Source organism: Allobosea sp. P5_A5 (genome assembly GCF_056400625.1).
The window spans coordinates 19,221-34,738 of record NZ_JBFUKY010000003.1 but is presented as its reverse complement, the minus strand read 5'-3'; the positions used below and the strand labels follow the sequence as shown (position 1 = coordinate 34,738).

11 protein-coding genes and 1 tRNA gene are annotated in these 15,518 nt (G+C 64.8%); 8 read left to right on the top strand and 4 right to left on the bottom strand.

The window, feature by feature from the left end; genetic code table 11:
* The first annotated feature begins 249 nt into the window (after positions 1-249).
* The 4 genes from AC1DR6_RS07045 (at position 250) to AC1DR6_RS07030 (ending at position 4,455) form a co-directional block, all read left to right on the top strand.
* Positions 250-915: a class I SAM-dependent DNA methyltransferase gene (locus tag AC1DR6_RS07045; protein ID WP_476828491.1), complete on the top strand. Its 666-nt coding sequence runs from the start codon at positions 250-252 to the stop codon at positions 913-915.
* 45 nt (positions 916-960) lie between these two features.
* The gene (locus AC1DR6_RS07040; RefSeq protein ID WP_476828490.1) at positions 961-3,438 is read left to right on the top strand and encodes a ligase-associated DNA damage response DEXH box helicase; all 2,478 of its coding nucleotides are present in this window, start codon (positions 961-963) and stop codon (positions 3,436-3,438) included.
* 41 nt (positions 3,439-3,479) lie between these two features.
* A complete protein-coding gene (pdeM, locus tag AC1DR6_RS07035; protein ID WP_476828980.1) occupies positions 3,480-4,145 on the top strand; it encodes a ligase-associated DNA damage response endonuclease PdeM in 666 nt (221 codons plus the stop codon).
* 235 nt (positions 4,146-4,380) lie between these two features.
* Positions 4,381-4,455: transfer RNA gene (locus AC1DR6_RS07030), tRNA-Thr, on the top strand.
* Between the two features lie 566 nt (positions 4,456-5,021).
* Here AC1DR6_RS07030 and AC1DR6_RS07025 read toward each other — a convergent pair.
* Entirely contained in the window at positions 5,022-6,893 is a 1,872-nt protein-coding gene (locus AC1DR6_RS07025; RefSeq protein ID WP_476828489.1) for a HAMP domain-containing methyl-accepting chemotaxis protein, read from the bottom strand.
* Positions 6,894-8,027: 1,134 nt separating this feature from the next.
* Between AC1DR6_RS07025 and AC1DR6_RS07020 the strand changes: the two genes are divergently transcribed.
* From AC1DR6_RS07020 to AC1DR6_RS07005, 4 genes are read left to right on the top strand one after another with little or no spacing between them, the layout of a single operon-like run.
* Entirely contained in the window at positions 8,028-9,260 is a 1,233-nt protein-coding gene (locus AC1DR6_RS07020) for an extracellular solute-binding protein (protein WP_476828488.1), read from the top strand.
* 4 nt (positions 9,261-9,264) lie between these two features.
* Positions 9,265-10,215, top strand: a complete 951-nt coding sequence (locus tag AC1DR6_RS07015) for a carbohydrate ABC transporter permease (RefSeq protein ID WP_476828487.1) — start codon at positions 9,265-9,267, stop codon at positions 10,213-10,215.
* The gene (locus tag AC1DR6_RS07010) at positions 10,215-11,042 is read left to right on the top strand and encodes a carbohydrate ABC transporter permease (RefSeq protein WP_476828486.1); all 828 of its coding nucleotides are present in this window, start codon (positions 10,215-10,217) and stop codon (positions 11,040-11,042) included. Before AC1DR6_RS07015 ends, AC1DR6_RS07010 begins: the two co-directional genes overlap by 1 nt.
* Before the next feature lie 15 nt (positions 11,043-11,057).
* Positions 11,058-12,239 (top strand): ABC transporter ATP-binding protein, encoded by a 1,182-nt coding sequence (locus AC1DR6_RS07005; RefSeq protein ID WP_476828485.1) that lies wholly within the window; start codon positions 11,058-11,060, stop codon positions 12,237-12,239.
* Between the two features lie 45 nt (positions 12,240-12,284).
* On the opposite strand, the gene AC1DR6_RS07000 is transcribed toward AC1DR6_RS07005, so the two are convergent.
* The 3 genes from AC1DR6_RS07000 to AC1DR6_RS06990 all read right to left on the bottom strand — a co-directional run bounded on the left by AC1DR6_RS07000 (position 12,285) and on the right by AC1DR6_RS06990 (position 15,509).
* Positions 12,285-13,379: an extracellular catalytic domain type 1 short-chain-length polyhydroxyalkanoate depolymerase gene (locus AC1DR6_RS07000; protein WP_476828484.1), complete on the bottom strand. Its 1,095-nt coding sequence runs from the start codon at positions 13,377-13,379 to the stop codon at positions 12,285-12,287.
* A gap of 17 nt (positions 13,380-13,396) precedes the next feature.
* Positions 13,397-13,789: a CopG family transcriptional regulator gene (locus AC1DR6_RS06995; RefSeq protein ID WP_476828483.1), complete on the bottom strand. Its 393-nt coding sequence runs from the start codon at positions 13,787-13,789 to the stop codon at positions 13,397-13,399.
* Between the two features lie 535 nt (positions 13,790-14,324).
* Positions 14,325-15,509 (bottom strand): MFS transporter, encoded by a 1,185-nt coding sequence (locus AC1DR6_RS06990; RefSeq protein WP_476828482.1) that lies wholly within the window; start codon positions 15,507-15,509, stop codon positions 14,325-14,327.
* Positions 15,510-15,518 lie beyond the last annotated feature (9 nt).

Sequence of the window (15,518 nt, the reverse complement as noted above, 5' to 3'; positions counted from 1 at the left end):
CCGGCGCTCGACCGGCGCTATGCCTGGGCCGAAGCGGCCCTGAAGGAGGGCGACGCACAGGCCGCGGCCGAGATCCTCGACCAGACGCTGGCGGAAGCCTACCACTTCACCGCCGCATGGCATCTCTACGGCCTCGCCAAGGAAGCGCTGGGACAGCGCGAGGACGCGGCGACCGCCTGGCGGCAATGCCTGGACCTCGACCCCAACGACCATTTCGGCGCGCGGCTCGATCTGGCGCGCATCGGCGCGATGGCAGCCGAGCAGGCCACTTCCGAAAATTTCTCCGGCGCTCTGTTCGACGGCTACGCGGACCGTTTCGACAGCCATCTGACCCAGACCCTGCGTTACAACGCCCCCGAACTGCTCAAGGACGCTCTCGTGCGCTGTTGCAGCAACGCCGGGCGGCCCTTCCGGTTCGACACGGTGCATGATCTCGGCTGCGGCACCGGGTTGATGGGCGAGGCTATCCAGGAGCAGGCTGGCTTCCTCGCCGGCTGCGACCTCTCGCCTCGCATGATCGAGCGGGCTCAGGCGAAGATCGGGATCGACGGCGCCCCGCTCTACGACAAGCTCGCGGTCGCCGGGTTGACGGCCTATCTCGCCAGCCGGCCCGACCGCAGCGCCGATCTCATCCTCGCCGCGGACGTTTTCGTCTATCTCGGCGAACTCGCGCCTTGCTTCAGCCAGAGCGCGCGCGTGCTGGAGCAAGGCGGGCTGCTGGCCTTCACGGTGCAGAGCCATGACGGCGAAGGCGTCGTCGTCGGCGCGGATCGGCGGTTCGCTCATGCGGAGGGCTGGCTGCGGCAGAGATTGAGCGAAGCGGGGCTCGTACCGGTATCGCTTGAGCCTGCCAGCACGCGGCAGGATCGAGACGTGCCGGTGGCGGGGCTGCTGGTGGTGGCGGAGCGGCGCTAGCGCGAACCTTTCGTTCCGCGCGGCCTCACCCTATCTTTGGCCGACATGGTGCCGCCCTCCCCGCTTCCGCCCGCCTTCGAGGCCTGGTTCTCCAGTCGGGGCTGGCGCGTGCGGCCACACCAGCTCGCGCTGCTGGAGGAGGCTCGCGCCGGGCGCTCGACATTGCTGGTCGCGCCAACCGGTGCCGGCAAGACCTTGGCCGGCTTTCTGCCGTCGCTGGTCGAGCTGGCGGCCCGCACAGGCAAGCGCGATGGACTGCACACACTCTACATCTCGCCGCTGAAGGCGCTCGCGGTCGATATCGCCCGAAATTTGGAAGCCCCCGTGCAGGGGATGGCACTGCCGATCACGATCGAGACACGCACGGGCGACACCTCCGCCGCCAAGCGGACACGGCAAATCCAGCGCCCACCCGACATCCTGCTGACGACCCCGGAGCAGCTGGCGCTGCTGGTCTCGCATCGCGACGCCGCGCCCTTCTTCGCCTCGCTGCGACGCATCGTGCTGGACGAACTACACGCGCTCGTCACGTCCAAGCGCGGCGACCTGCTTTCGCTCGATCTGGCGCGTCTGAAGGCGCTGGCGCCACAGGTCTCAGCCGTGGGCCTGTCCGCTACGGTGCGCGAGCCCGCCGATCTGCAGCGCTATCTCGGCGGAGCCGAAACGCCGGCGGGGCTCGTCACTGTCGCCGGCGGGGCCCAGCCCCGGATCGGCATTCTCGATACCGAGCGGCGCCTGCCCATCGCTGGGCACACCACCCAGCACGCGATGGCCGAGATCTACCAGGCGATCAAAGCCCACAAGCTGACGCTGGTTTTCGTGAACACGCGCATGCAGGCCGAGTTCGCGTTCCAGGCCCTATGGAGTCTGAACGAAGACAGTCTGCCGATCGCGCTGCATCACGGCTCGCTCGACGCCACGCAGCGCCGCAAGGTCGAGGCCGCGATGGCCGACGGGCGGCTCAAGGCCGTCGTCTGCACCGCGACGCTCGATCTCGGCATCGACTGGGGCGATGTCGATCTCGTGGTCAATCTCGGCGCGCCGAAAGGCGCGAGCCGGCTGATCCAGCGCATCGGCCGCTCCAACCACCGCATGGACGAGCCCTCCGAGGCGCTGCTGGTGCCCTCCAACCGGTTCGAAATGCTGGAATGCCGCGCCGCGCTGGAGGCCGTGCACGAAGCCGCGCAGGACACGCCGCCTCCGCGCATCGGCGCGCTCGACGTGCTGGCCCAGCATGTGCTCGGCGTCGCCTGCTCCGACGGCTTCGACAGCGAGACGCTTTACCGGGAGGTGCTGACGGCTTCGCCCTATGCCGACCTTGAGCGCGGCGATTTTGACGCCGTCGTCAATTATGTCGCGACGGGCGGCTATGCCCTCAAAAGCTATGAGCGTTTCGCCAAGCTGCGGCAGGACAAGACCGGCCTGTGGCGCGCCAGCCATGCCAAAATCATCCAGCAATACCGCATGAATGTCGGCACCATCGTGGAATCGACCATGCTCAAGGTCAGGCTCGGTCGAGGGCGCGCGAGTAAGCCCGGCATGCTGACGCGCGGCGGGCGCGTGCTCGGCGAAGTGGAGGAATATTTCGCAGAGACGATGGTGGCGGGCGACACCTTCGTCTTTGGTGGAGAGGTGCTCCGCTTCGAGGGCATCGTCGAAAACGAGGCCATCTGCTCGCGTGCCTCGCCGGGAACGGACCCGAAAGTGCCTTCCTATGCGGGGGGCAAGTTTCCGCTCTCGACCTTTCTCGCGGCGCGCGTTCGCGCCATGCTGGCCTCGCCCGATCTCTGGCACACGCTGCCGGACGAAGTCGCGACATGGCTTCATGCCCAGAAGGCAAAATCCCGCCTGCCCAAGCCCGGCGAGCTTCTCGTCGAGACCTTTCCGCGCGCCGGGCGCTTCTATCTCGTCGCCTATCCGTTCGAGGGCCGCCTCGCCCACCAGACGCTGGGCATGCTGCTGACGCGCCGGCTGGAACGCGCCGGGATGCGCCCGCTCGGCTTCGTCTGCAACGATTACGGCATGGCCTGCTGGACGCTCGGCGACATGACGGCTGCGATCGCGCGCGGAGCACTCGACCTCGACGAACTCTTCGCGCAGGACATGCTCGGCGACGATCTCGAGGAATGGCTGGCGGAATCGGCGCTGATGAAGCGCACCTTCCGGCAATGCGCGGTCATCGCCGGGCTGATCGAGCGGCGCTTTCCGGGCCAGGAGAAGAATGGCCGGCAGGTCACGATGTCGACGGACCTCGTCTACGACGTCCTGCGCCGGCACGAGCCGGACCATATCCTGCTCAAGGCGGCGCGCGCCGATGCGGCGACGGGCCTGCTCGACATTCGCCGGCTTGGTGAGATGCTGACACGAATCAGCGGCCGAATCATTCATCAGCCGCTCGACCATGTTTCGCCGTTGGGCGTCTCGGTGATGCTCGAGATCGGGCGCGAGGCGGTCTATGGCGAGGCGGCGGACGAGATCCTGGCGGAGGCGGAAGCGATGCTGACGGAAGAGGCGATGGCGTGAGCGTTGCGGCAGCGAGCGTGGCACGCGTGAGCGAGGCCTTCATGCTGGGCCGGCTTGCGATCGTGCCGGATTTGTCGGGCGCGCTGTGGCTGCCCGACGAGCGCACGCTCGTCGTCGCCGACCTGCATCTCGAAAAGGGCTCGTCCTTTGCGATGCGCGGAATGATGCTGCCGCCTTACGATACCTCCGTGACCCTGGCCGCGCTCTCGGCCGTGATGCTGCGATTACAGCCTGCGCGCGTGATCGCGCTGGGCGATTCCTTTCACGATCGGCACGCCGAGGAGCGGCTCGCGCCGCAGACGCTGTCTGCGCTGCATCTGCTGCAGCAGGGCCGCGACTGGCTCTGGATCACCGGCAACCATGATCCCGCGATCAGCCGGCGCGTCGGCGGGGAGAGCGCCGCTTTCGCCGTGCTCGGTGGCGTGACCCTGCGCCATGAACCCGACCCGGCAGAAACGGGGCCCGAGATCGCCGGGCATCTGCACCCCGCCGCAAAGGTGCGGACGCGCGGCGGCAGGGCGCTGCGCCGCCGGTGCTTCGCATTGTCGCCACGGCGCTGCGTGATGCCCGCGATGGGGGCCTATGCCGGTGGCCTCAACCTGCGCGACCGCGCCTTTCGCCCGCTTTTCGACGAAGGGCTGAGCGCGCATCTGCTGGGCGATGGACGGGTCTTTCGCATCGATCCACGGCTGCTGCTGCCGGATTGACGCTGGGCCCAGCATCGGAGACCGGCGCGTTTGCCACATCGGGCCGGCGATTTGAACGAAGGACCGGAACCGTGGCCGTCGTAGCCGCGCGACCCTTCGCCTGTCTTTGCCTCCGCAGAAGCGCCGCGACGGGTTGCGTCGGCCCCGCGCTTATGGCATCAGGGCGCCGCTTCGGAACGACGCCACGCCCGCAATCGCTTCACCGCGACCGCGACGCGCCCCGGCTGCCGGACCTGCTGCGGTAGCTCAGTGGTAGAGCACTCCATTGGTAATGGAGAGGTCGAGAGTTCAATCCTCTCTCGCAGCACCATTTATTCCCAATAGAATTAGGCGCTTAGCCGTTAATCGGAAGCTGCCCCTTCGGCATAATTCGGCGAACGCATGCAGAAGATGGCAGGCCATGTCGTGGAAAACGCGTGCCGTTGTTCCAGGCATGCTCCGGTTTCCCATCTTGCTACGGAGGCGCCCATGTCTGACCTCACCTCCTCTGTCTCGGAGGGTTCTGGATTTACGAAGGGGCGGCCGATCCTGTTCAGCGGGCCGATGGTTCGCACTCTGCTCGACGGGCGAGGACGCGGACGCGGCGGATCATCAAACCGCAGCCCTATACGCATGGCTCAATTCGCATTGAGCACTACGAGGGCACCCGCACTTTCAACCTGCACACCAACCGTCATTGAGCGCTAGGATCTCGAGCGGTATCCCAAAGCACCGCAAAGCCCGGCCCCGCCGAAGCGAGACCGGGCGATTGTTTAGTATCTGCACGGCTTGATCAATTCGCCTGACGATCGCCGGCACGTCAGGATACCGGAGCCTCAAAAGTCGGCCGGACGCGATGACTGACGTTCCGACCGCAAGGCGATATAGCCTAAGATTTCAGCCCGCCCGGCGAAGAAGTCTCTCTTCCATTCGGCCGGCGATGTACCGAAGGTCCGCGGTGCTCGGACCTGTCCGGAAGCTTGCGACAAGCCCGTTCAGCTTGTTGATCTGGTCGCTGAGAGACGTAGCGCTTGCTGCGCTCTCTTCGGCAAGCGCGGCATTCTGCTGCGTCATCTCGTCCATATGAGCGACCGTCTGGCTCATCTCGTCGATACCATTGGCCTGTTCTCCCGATGCAGCAGAGATTTCGGAGACGGTTGCAACGACCTTGCGGGACGCATCAACGATTTGGCCCAGAGCCTCGCCGGCGGAACGGACGAGGGTGACGCCCTGTTCGACCTCGGCTGCGGATTCCGCAATGAGGGACGTGATGTCCTTAGCGGCATCGCTTGACCGCTGTGCGAGCGTGCGCACCTCGGATGCGACGACTGCAAAACCCTTGCCGGCATCTCCAGCGCGCGCTGCCTCAACCGCCGCGTTCAGCGCTAGCAGATTGGTCTGGAAGGCGATCTCATCGATGACACCCGTGATGTCGGAAATCTTCCGGGATGCACCCTCGATCCGGTTCATGGCCTCGACCGCAGTGGTAACGATCGACCCGCCCTTTTCGGCGACGTTCATCGCCTCCTGAGCCATCGCCACAGCCTGCCTCGAAGCGTTCGCCGAGGCTTTCACCGATGCCGCCAACTCCTCGGTCGTCGCAGCCGTCTCTTCGAGCGAGGACGCCTGCTCCTCGGTACGCTTAGACAGATCGTTAGCGCCCATATTGATCTCGCGAGCCGCCGTGCTGACTTCGACCGAGGTTGTCTGGATGGTCTTGACCGTATCAGAGAGCCCTTCGAGGGCGCCGTTGAAGTCATCGCGCAGCTTGATGTAATCGGACGCGACGCTGTCGGTCAGGCGGCAGGTCAGGTCACCCTGGGCGAGGCGGTCCAGCCCATCGGCGAGCATGCCAACAACGTGTTGCTGCTGCTTGGCGAGATCGATCCGCTCGACCTCGACCCGTCGGCGCTCGCCCTCATGGGCTTGGCGCTCGACGTCGGCGGCCGCTTCACGCTCTGCTTTTTCGACCTCCAACCGGCGCATTGTCAGTCCGTTTTCTTTGAAGATCATGACGGCGCGGGCCATGGTGCCGACCTCGTCCCTGCGCTCGGCACCCACGACGTCCGCCTGTAATGTCCCGCCAGAAAGCTCACCCATTGTCGCGGCCAGGCGCTGGAGCGGGCCGGTAATAGTCCTCGACGCCAGCACTACCGCTCCAGCCAGGCCCAAGAGCAGCCCCATTACCGCAGCGCCAAGCATGATGATCGAGGCCCGATCGCTTCCGGCCGACAGTTCGGCCGATTGGGCGTCGGTTTTCGCCAGAACGGCCGTATTAAGGTCGGCTATCGACTGAACCAGTGCCGCCAGCTTCCCGTCGATGGTATCCATGACGGCAAGGGCTTTTTCGTTTTCGTCCCGCTCTCCGAAAGCAACGGCTTGGTCGACGCTGGACTTAAGTCCAAGGAAGTTGTTCCGGATGGCCTCGAAGGCAGGCTTCTCGGAAGGAAGCGCCTGGCCGGCCTCGTCCAAGTAAGCCAGTGTGTCCTCGTAGGCTTTCTGCCCGTCGACTTTCGCCTTCTGGATATTCGGTGAGCCGAGCGGATACGCGATGATCTTGTAGGTCTGGGCGATGAGATTGGCGCCTGCGCGAGACGCCCGCGCTGAGGCCAGCAGCGCCTTCGGACGCGTTTGTAGCATCGCCGCATAGCTGCGGTCGATCTGTTGCAGCTGAGCGCTGCCGAAGACCGACACCCCTACGCCGATCAGCCCGGCGATGAGGACCGCAAGCATGATCTTTGTGCGAATTTTCAAATTGTTGAGCGTCATGAGCGCGGTCCAGGGTCAACTGCTGCATACAAGCTATGGAAGCTCTGGACATCGCTAACGAACCCCTAACCGGTCGGAATTTAACGAGCTTTGCGTAACGGAATCAGGAGAAGCAGCGCGTCGACCCGGTTCTCAAAAGGCAAGCGGTGAAGGACACATATACGGATTGGACAGATACCCTCGAAGTGCAACTTGAAGTTTATTATTGCGTTCTAAAGACCTTTGATAATCTGAGTATCCGCGATGCCTCGTTCGCCTGCAAATTCAATTTACAAGGCCCTCGCCTTCATTAGATGCTTGCCTGCAGCGGTATTGGTAGGATGGCTGGCAGTTCAGGGGCAAAGCTCTGCGGAGGCGAAATCGGAATGCTTGGCCGCGCCGATGCTGGCGCCGGATATCCCGCGCGCGCAATTCTGTGGATGCTATGTGGGCAAGGTGAACTCGGTGTGGAACCGGCTCCATAGAGCTTTTTCCGACAGGCAAGAGCGGCACAGCAATCTTCACGGCATCGTCTATGAGTACTCGGCCGCTGCCTTGCGCTCGGAAGCCGATAGCACCGAGCGGAACGGGGCACCGATCCGGCTCTAGCTGTTCTGCGACGGCAGCACACGCGCCGCCAAAAGATCTCGCGCGATCGGGCGGGCACCGAGCGGGATACCGCAGGTCGGCAGGACTGAACGACATCCGCGATGCCAAGTGGACCAGCGGAGTCGACCGCCGCCACAAGGACGACCAGGCCGCCACCTGAGAGCGCGCTATCTCAGCGGGTTCTGACCTTCCTCAAGTTCGACCGGCGCCGTGTATCGTCGGTTCTCTACGGAGCCCGGCTGACAAGCCTCAAAGACCCCAGTGCTCTGGCTGCCATCGAGCCGGCGCTTGTAAAATTTCACAGAGTGTCTACGCTGCTTTCATACCGCGACGCGCCTTTGTGGCGAAGAAGCGCGGAGCTTTAGGGAGACTAGGACTGCCGCAGCGCGGCATCCGAACTGCATCTCCTCGACTGTTCATCTGAGCCTTGCTCGCTGCCATTGCCTTGTCCGCTCGTTTATCCAACGCTGGGCGGGACAGCTTTGGTTGCGGCGGTCCTCACGGCCATTGAAACTGACCCGGCAAACGGGGCAATCGGAGGAAGCCATGACCAAACTCACCCGCCGGACGGTTCTGGCCGCAGCCGGCGCCACAGCGGCGCTTGGCGCCACTTCGGCTTTCGGCCAAGCCAAGACCGTCATCACTTTCGCCGCCGCAACCTTCGCCGAAGCCGGACGGGGCGACAAGCTCAAGGCCTGGATCGAGAAATTCAACGCCTCGCAGGACAAAATCGAGGTCCGGCCGATCGCGATCTCGTTCTCCCAGCTCGCCAACACGGTCTTCACCCAGATGGGCGGCGGCGGCGGGCCGGATTTGGTGCGCTTCGACCAGACCGACTTCTTCGCGGCTCTGCCGGGCAAGCGCATCCTGCCGATCGATGAGCTCGTCGATGCGAGCAAGTACACGTTCCAGGCTCCCGACAAATTCCTCAACGTCGAGGGCAAGCGCTACGGCGTCGTCTTCGAGCTGGCCAACTACCAGCTGATCTACAACCCCGCTTTGCTGAAAGGTGGCGAGCCGCCGAAGACCTTCCCCGAGTTCCTGGCCGCCGCCAAGGAAGCCACCGGCAAGGGCCTGTTCGGCTACGCCTTCCGCGCCACGATGCCCGAGCGCTCCGGCTTCTGGCAGGACATGACGAATTACGTCTATGGCTTCGGCGGCAACTGGGCCGACGGCAAGCAGCTCACCCTGAACAGTCCGAAGGTGGTCGAGGCGATCACTGCCTACAAGCAGGTCTACGACGCCGGCGTCATTCCAAAGGGTGCCGACGCCGCGACCTATCGGCGGATGTTTTGGGAGGGCAAGATCGCCATGAACATTGACAATGGCGGCGTCGCCGGGATCTTCGCGGCGCAGAATCCCAATCTCGGCTTCAAGGCCGCGCCTTCGCCTTTCGCGAACCGCCAGCAGGGCCTGATCCTGACCTCGCTCTCGGTCAACGCCAATACCAAAAACAAGGAAGCCTGCGGCACCTTCATCAACTGGGTGCTGCAGCCGGCGGCGCAGAGCGAATTGCAGGGCATCCTCGGCGCGGCCAGCGTCGCGACGCCGGTCGAACGGCCGAAGGCCGATCTGGAGCGCGCACCCTGGCTTGGCGTCTATGACGCACAGACCCCCTACGCGCTGCCGCAGCTCGTGCTTGGCTTCGAGACCAAGACGCTGGAAATCCAGCAGATCGTCGTCGAGCAGGTGCTGAAGATCCTTGTCGGCAATGCCGATGTGCAGAAGACGCTCGACGAGGCGCAGTCCCTGGCGCTCAAGCGTATCGAGCGGCAGTGACATCATGAGCGAGGTCGCCAGCCCGGCTTCGGCAACCGCCGGCCACTCTCCGCATCGCGGTGGGCGGGACCGGGAGAGTCGCTGGACGCCCTATCTCTTCATCGCGCCGGTGGCGGTCTACCTGGCGGTTTTCCAGGGTTATCCGCTGCTGAGCGAATTCGTGCTCAGCTTTACCCAGACCTCGCTGCTGGCTCCTCAGGATGCCCGCTATGTCGGGCTGCGCAACTATCGCGATCTGGCCAGCTCCGGCGATTTTGCCGCGGTGCTGTGGACGACGACGGCCTATACGGTCGCCTGCGTCGTTTTCGCCATCGCGCTCGGGCTGGGCGCGGCACTCCTGCTGGACCGGCCCTTCCGCGGCCGCGGATTGGCGCGGGCGCTCGTGACCGTGCCGTGGGCGGCGCCGCCTGTCGCGGTCGCGACGATCTTCGCCTGGATGCTGAACGCGCAATACGGCATCTTCAACCACGCGCTGAAGCTGATGGATTTCGAGATCGGCTATGAGAGCTGGCTCGACAATCCCAAGCTCGCCTTGCCGGCAATCCTGTTCACGACGGTCTGGCAGATCTTCCCGTTTTCCTCCGTGGTGCTCCTCGCCGCCCTGCAGGGCGTCTCCGAGGAGGTCCGCGAAGCCGCGACGCTGGATGGGGCCGATCGTCTCAGCGTGTTCAAGGTCGCGGTCTGGCCGACGATCCAGCCCGCGGTCGCGCTGCTCTCGCTCTTCGTCACGATCTGGTCGCTGCGCCGCTTCGACCTGATCTGGGTGATGACGCAGGGCGGGCCGATAGGTGCCACCAAAACGCTGGTCATCGAGCTCTACACGCGCGGCTTCGTCGCCCGCGAACTTGGCGAGGCCGCTGCCGTGGGCATGATCGGGCTGACGGTCGCGCTTGTCGTGACCTTCGTCTATTTCTGGTACACGCAGCGCACCGAGCGCGCGCACGGGCGCCATTGATGAGCTCGCCCGCCTCCCACGCGCTGCGCATGGCGCTGATCATGGTGCTGCTCAGCGCGGCCCTGTTCCCGATCTACTGGATGGTCGTGACCTCGCTGACCTCCTCGGCGAACCTGTTCGCCGACCGGCCGCAGATGCTCCCCGACCCGGCGCAGGCTTTCAATTATGCCGAGACCTTCGCCAAGACCGGCGTACTGCTCTGGCTCAGGAACAGCGCCATCGTCGCGGTCGGCACGATGGTGCTGTCGATCCTGCTCGCTATCCTGCCGGCCTATGCGCTGTCGCGTTTCAAATTCCGTGGCAAGGGCGTCGTCGGCTTCGTGCTCTTCGCGACGCAAATGCTGCCCGAGGCAATGCTGGTCGTGCCGCTCTATGCGATCTTCGCCAAGCTGCTGCTGCTCGACACGCTGGGCGGGCTGATTCTGGCGAACGCAGCCTTCACCGTGCCGGTCATTACTTGGATCCTCAAGGGCGCGATCGACGGCGTCCCGCTGGAGATCGAGGAGGCTGCGCGGATCGACGGCTGCTCGCGTCTGGACATCGTGCTGGCGATCGTCCTTCCGGTCGTGGCGCCGACTTTGGCGGCGGCCGCGGTCATCGCCTTCTTCCACGGCTGGAACGAATACGTCTTCGCGCAGACTTTGGTGTTGAGCCAGGATTTGCGCACGGCCTCCGTCGGCCTCGCCAGTTTCGTCGGCGAGCTTTCGACGCCCATCCATACCGTCATGGCCATCGGCGTGATGTACACGCTGCCCGCCGTCGCCTTCTATCTGATGGTCCAGCGTTATGTCGTGGCGGGCATGACCGCCGGCAGCGTCAAGGGCTGAAAGAGAAACATAAAAATGGCCTCGATCACCCTCAACCACGTCGCAAAGCATTTCGGCAACAAGGTCGCGATCGCCGATATCGACCTTGAGGTCGTGGACGGCGAGTTCCTCGTCCTGCTCGGCCCTTCCGGCTGCGGCAAGTCCACCCTGCTGCGCATGCTCGCGGGTCTCGAAACCGTCACCGCAGGAGAGATCCATGTCGGCGGCCGGCGCGTCGACCAGCTGCCGCCGAGCGCGCGCGACATGGCCTTCGTCTTCCAGTCCTACGCGCTCTATCCGCATATGACGGTGCGGCGGAACATCGCCTTCCCGCTGATCATGCGGCAATTCAAATGGTGGTTTCATATCCCGATTTTAGGCGGGCTCGCCAAGCGGCGCATCGAGCGCTCGCCTGATGTCAGCGACCTCGTCGAGAAGACGGCGAAGACGCTCTCGCTGACCGAGATGCTGGATCGCTATCCGCGGACGCTCTCGGGGGGACAGCGCCAGCGCGTCGCTCTGGGGCGCGCGATGGTGCGACAGCCCGAGGTCTTCCTGATGGACGAGCCCCTCTCCAATCTCGACGCCAAACTGCGCTCGGCGATGCGCGCGGAGATCACACGCCTGCACGCCCGCGTCGGCGGCACCTTCGTCTATGTCACGCATGATCAGGTCGAGGCGATGACCATGGGCACCCGCATCGCCCTGATGCGCGACGGCGTGATCCAGCAGTTCGGTACGCCACGCGAGATCTACACCGCTCCGGCGAACACCTATGTGGCGCGCTTCATCGGGTCCCCGCCGATGAACCTGATCGAAGGCGAGGTCGAGCAGGGCGCGATCCGCGTCGGCACGGTCAGTCTGCCATTCGCGAACGCGCCCACTGCTGCTGCGACGGACGGTGTCCTTCTCGGCATCCGACCGAACGCGTTGACCGTGGCGGGCCCCTCTGCCGAACACACCGGCCTGCGCGGCACCGTCAGCCTCGTCGAGCATGTCGGTGCCGAATCCGTGATCGCGGTGAAGCTCGCGGACGGCACGACGGCCCATGACGAAGAGGGCTCCGTGCCCGGCGAGATCATGGTGACGGTTCAGGGCTACAGCGATCTTGCGCCGGGGGCAGAGGTCTCCATCGGGCTCGATCTCTCGGAAGCGGTCCTGTTTTCCCGCTCGACCGGCCGTCGTCTCAAGGCGGGATCGACCAGTCCTACCGTTTGACGCCGCGGATACCGGATAACGAAGTCCGCGCCTGTGATCGAAGGCCTAATTGCTGAGGAAGAACTTCACCATTTCGCGCGACGCATCCGGACCCGTCGGATCGACATAGCTGCCGGTGCCATCGCCACCTGACCACGCGTGACCTGCGCCATCGATCAGAAGGTGCTCGGCCAGGGTCTCGCCTGCCGCGTCGATCAGGATCTGGCGAGCGGCCCCGCGCCCGGCATCGTTGCCGTCACTGAGAACGACGGTCGATCCCGGGCTCCGCGCGCGCATCTGTTCGAAAAGCTCGGCGCCATTCGACGGATGGACGGTCGCGTCGGCCGAGCCTTGGATGATGATCTTACGACTACCCAGCGCGCTTTTGCTGTGCCGGCTGCCGGACCCATTGCCTTTCATGGCGGCGAACGCAGACATCACGTCGTGAGCGGCGCGATGAGGCAGGCCGGAGTGAAGGCCGACCCTGGAGAACAGCTCGGGATAGGTTTCGGCGAGAACGTCCGCCATCGCCGCTCCAGCGGACAGGCCTGCCGCAAAGACGCGATTGGAGGCGATGCCGAACTCCGACGCCAAGGCCTGGGCCAGCGCCGCCAGTCGCGCAGGTTCCCCGGTGCCCGCCGACTGGTGGCGCGGATCGAACCAGTTCCAGCAACCTTGGGCGTTGGCGGTGCGCGGCTGATGAGGATAAGCGACGACCAGGCCGAATTCGTCCGCCAAGTGGTTCATCCGCGTGCCCCGGGCAAAATCGTCGGGATCCTGTGTGCATCCATGCAGCATCAGGACAAGCGACAGTTCGCGGCTGCGATCCTCCGGGACGTAGAGCTTGTAGCGAAGGCTTCCGGCGGCTGCACCGAGCGACCGCCAGATGAAGCGAGGGTCGTCCTGAAGGGGTTTCCGGGTCGGATCAGGCATCGGGGAAGAAAGCCCGTGATGCTGTGCCTTGAGCAAAGTCAGCACGTCGCCGAGCCGTCGCGCAGCGCGATCGGCAAGAGGATGGACTGGCGTGACGCGTGGCGACGCAGAGTTTGTCGAGCTCCCGCAGCTCAAGGCGTCGCGAAGCGCCTTGGTCGCGCCGGCGACGTCGGATGTCTTGAGGCGGGCCATCGCATCGGCGACGGCATCGGGAACGCGGAAAGTCATGATGTCGTCCTTGCGGGTCAGGAGAGGCGGTCAGCCAGGGCGGCCCTGACCTCCCGGGAAGCGTGGAAGGCGCCGAGGACCGTCAGCGAAGCGATGGTCTTGCGAGCCAGGTCAGGCGGGACGTCATCGGCGATGATCGCCAGGCCAAGGACGCGGATCTCGAGGCGTTCATTCGCTGCGGCCACCGCCTCGAGGTCCCGACGGGTGAAGGTCCGCAGTCCGAGGTCGAGCGACAGGCGGTTCATCGCCTGGGTAGCGACTTCGGCATGGGTGACAAGTTGATTGCGGATGGCGGTGCGAATGAAGTCGGACCGGTTCGAGTAGAATCCGTCTCGAACGAGCAGATCGATCCTGCCGAGATCGACGAAGCCAAGATTGATCGTGAGTTTCTCGCTATCGGGGGTCTTCATTTTTCATCCATACGCCATCCGTATGGCTGGTATATGGATGCCTGACTGCCGCTTTCAAGTGCTGTAGCGCGGCCGGCCGATCCAGCCGTCAATGTTCGGCGCTGCGTGGTATGCAAAGCCTGCGGGCGTTCAGCCACGGGCCGCGACATCTAGCCAAAGCCGAGCCTGAAGAATTCCGATTTCAATCGCTTAGACTTCGGGAGGTCGAGATGTCGCGCCGACGACCGTACAATCGTGGGAACCCGACGGGGTCGGCGCCTGTTGATGGGCCAGTTCATCAGTGAGGTGGTAACGTGATCAGGCTTATTCTTGCAGGCACCGCAGGCTACATGCTGTGGACGAGGCCTGAACTGCGCGAGCGCGTCTTCGGATTTGCGCGAGGTATGATGCAGCGCCTGACAGCGCCGCCGAGAGCCTAATTGCAAATCGGGGCGCCCGTCTTGCCGGGCGCCCCGATTTTTCTCCTTGCAGGCCCTGCGTTAACAGATCCCGCAATCCGGCCTTGCCGGCATCAAAACGTTTGCGCCGATATTCTTCAGCGACCCGCTTCCTCCCCGAGCTGCAAGGCGTCGGTACGCTTTGAGCGCGTGGTGCTGACAACGACCGCGATCAGCCCGACAGCCGAGGTGATCGCTCCGGCCACCGCGACCATCGGATAGCCGAGGCCTGCAGCGATCACGCCTCCCCCGAGCGCCGCCCCTAGCGCATTGCCAAGGTTGAAGGCGCCGATGTTCACGGCCGAGGCCAGGTTCGGCGCGTCCGAGGCCGCCGACATCACCCTGACCTGCAGCGGTGGGACCAGCGCGAAGCTGGCGATGCCCCACAGGAAAATCAGCACGGCGCTCGCCGACGCATGGCCCATCAGCGCGGCGAAGGCGACAAGGACCACCGACAACGAGGCCAGCGTGACGATCAAGGTTCGGTCGATCGATCGGTCGGCGAAGCGGCCGCCGAGCCAGTTGCCGATGGTCAGCCCCACCCCGTAGGTGAACAGCATGGCCGTGACGAAGGCGGGGGAGGCGTGGGTGGCGCCCTGCAAGATCGGGGCGATATAGGTGAAGACCGTGAACATGGCGCTGGACGAGATGACGGTGAGGGCCAGCGCTCCGAGCACGGTGCCGCGGGTCAAGGCGCGCAGTTCCGCCACGACCTTGACTCCCTTCGGCGCCGGCAGCGGCGGCAATGTCAGCCGCAAGGCGGTCATGGTCGCGACTCCGAGTGCCGCGATGCCCCAGAACGAAGCCCGCCAGCCGAGATGCTCGCCAGCCCAGGTCGCGAGCGGGACTCCCACGACATTGGCGATGGCGAGACCCGCGAACATCGCGGCCACCGCGCCCGCCTGACGCTGCGGCGGCACGAGTCCGGCCGCAACGACCGAGCCGATGCCGAAGAAAGCTCCATGATTGAAGGAGGTCAGGATGCGTGCCGCCATGAGCATCCCATAACTGTCCGAGATCGCGGCTAGCAGGTTGCCGGCCGTGAAGATGCCCGCGAGCATGATCAGCAGCGTGCGACGTGGAATACGGCCAGTGGTCAGGGTCATCAGCGGCGCGCCGATCATCACGCCCAACGCATAGGCGCTGATCAGCAGGCCCGCGCTTGGAATGGAGACTCCGAGGTCTGCCGCGATGACGGGCAGCAGCCCCATCGGCGCGAACTCGGTCACGCCGATGCCGAAGGCCCCGACCGATAGGGCTATCAATCCAGGATTGAGCTTCACGATGGCACC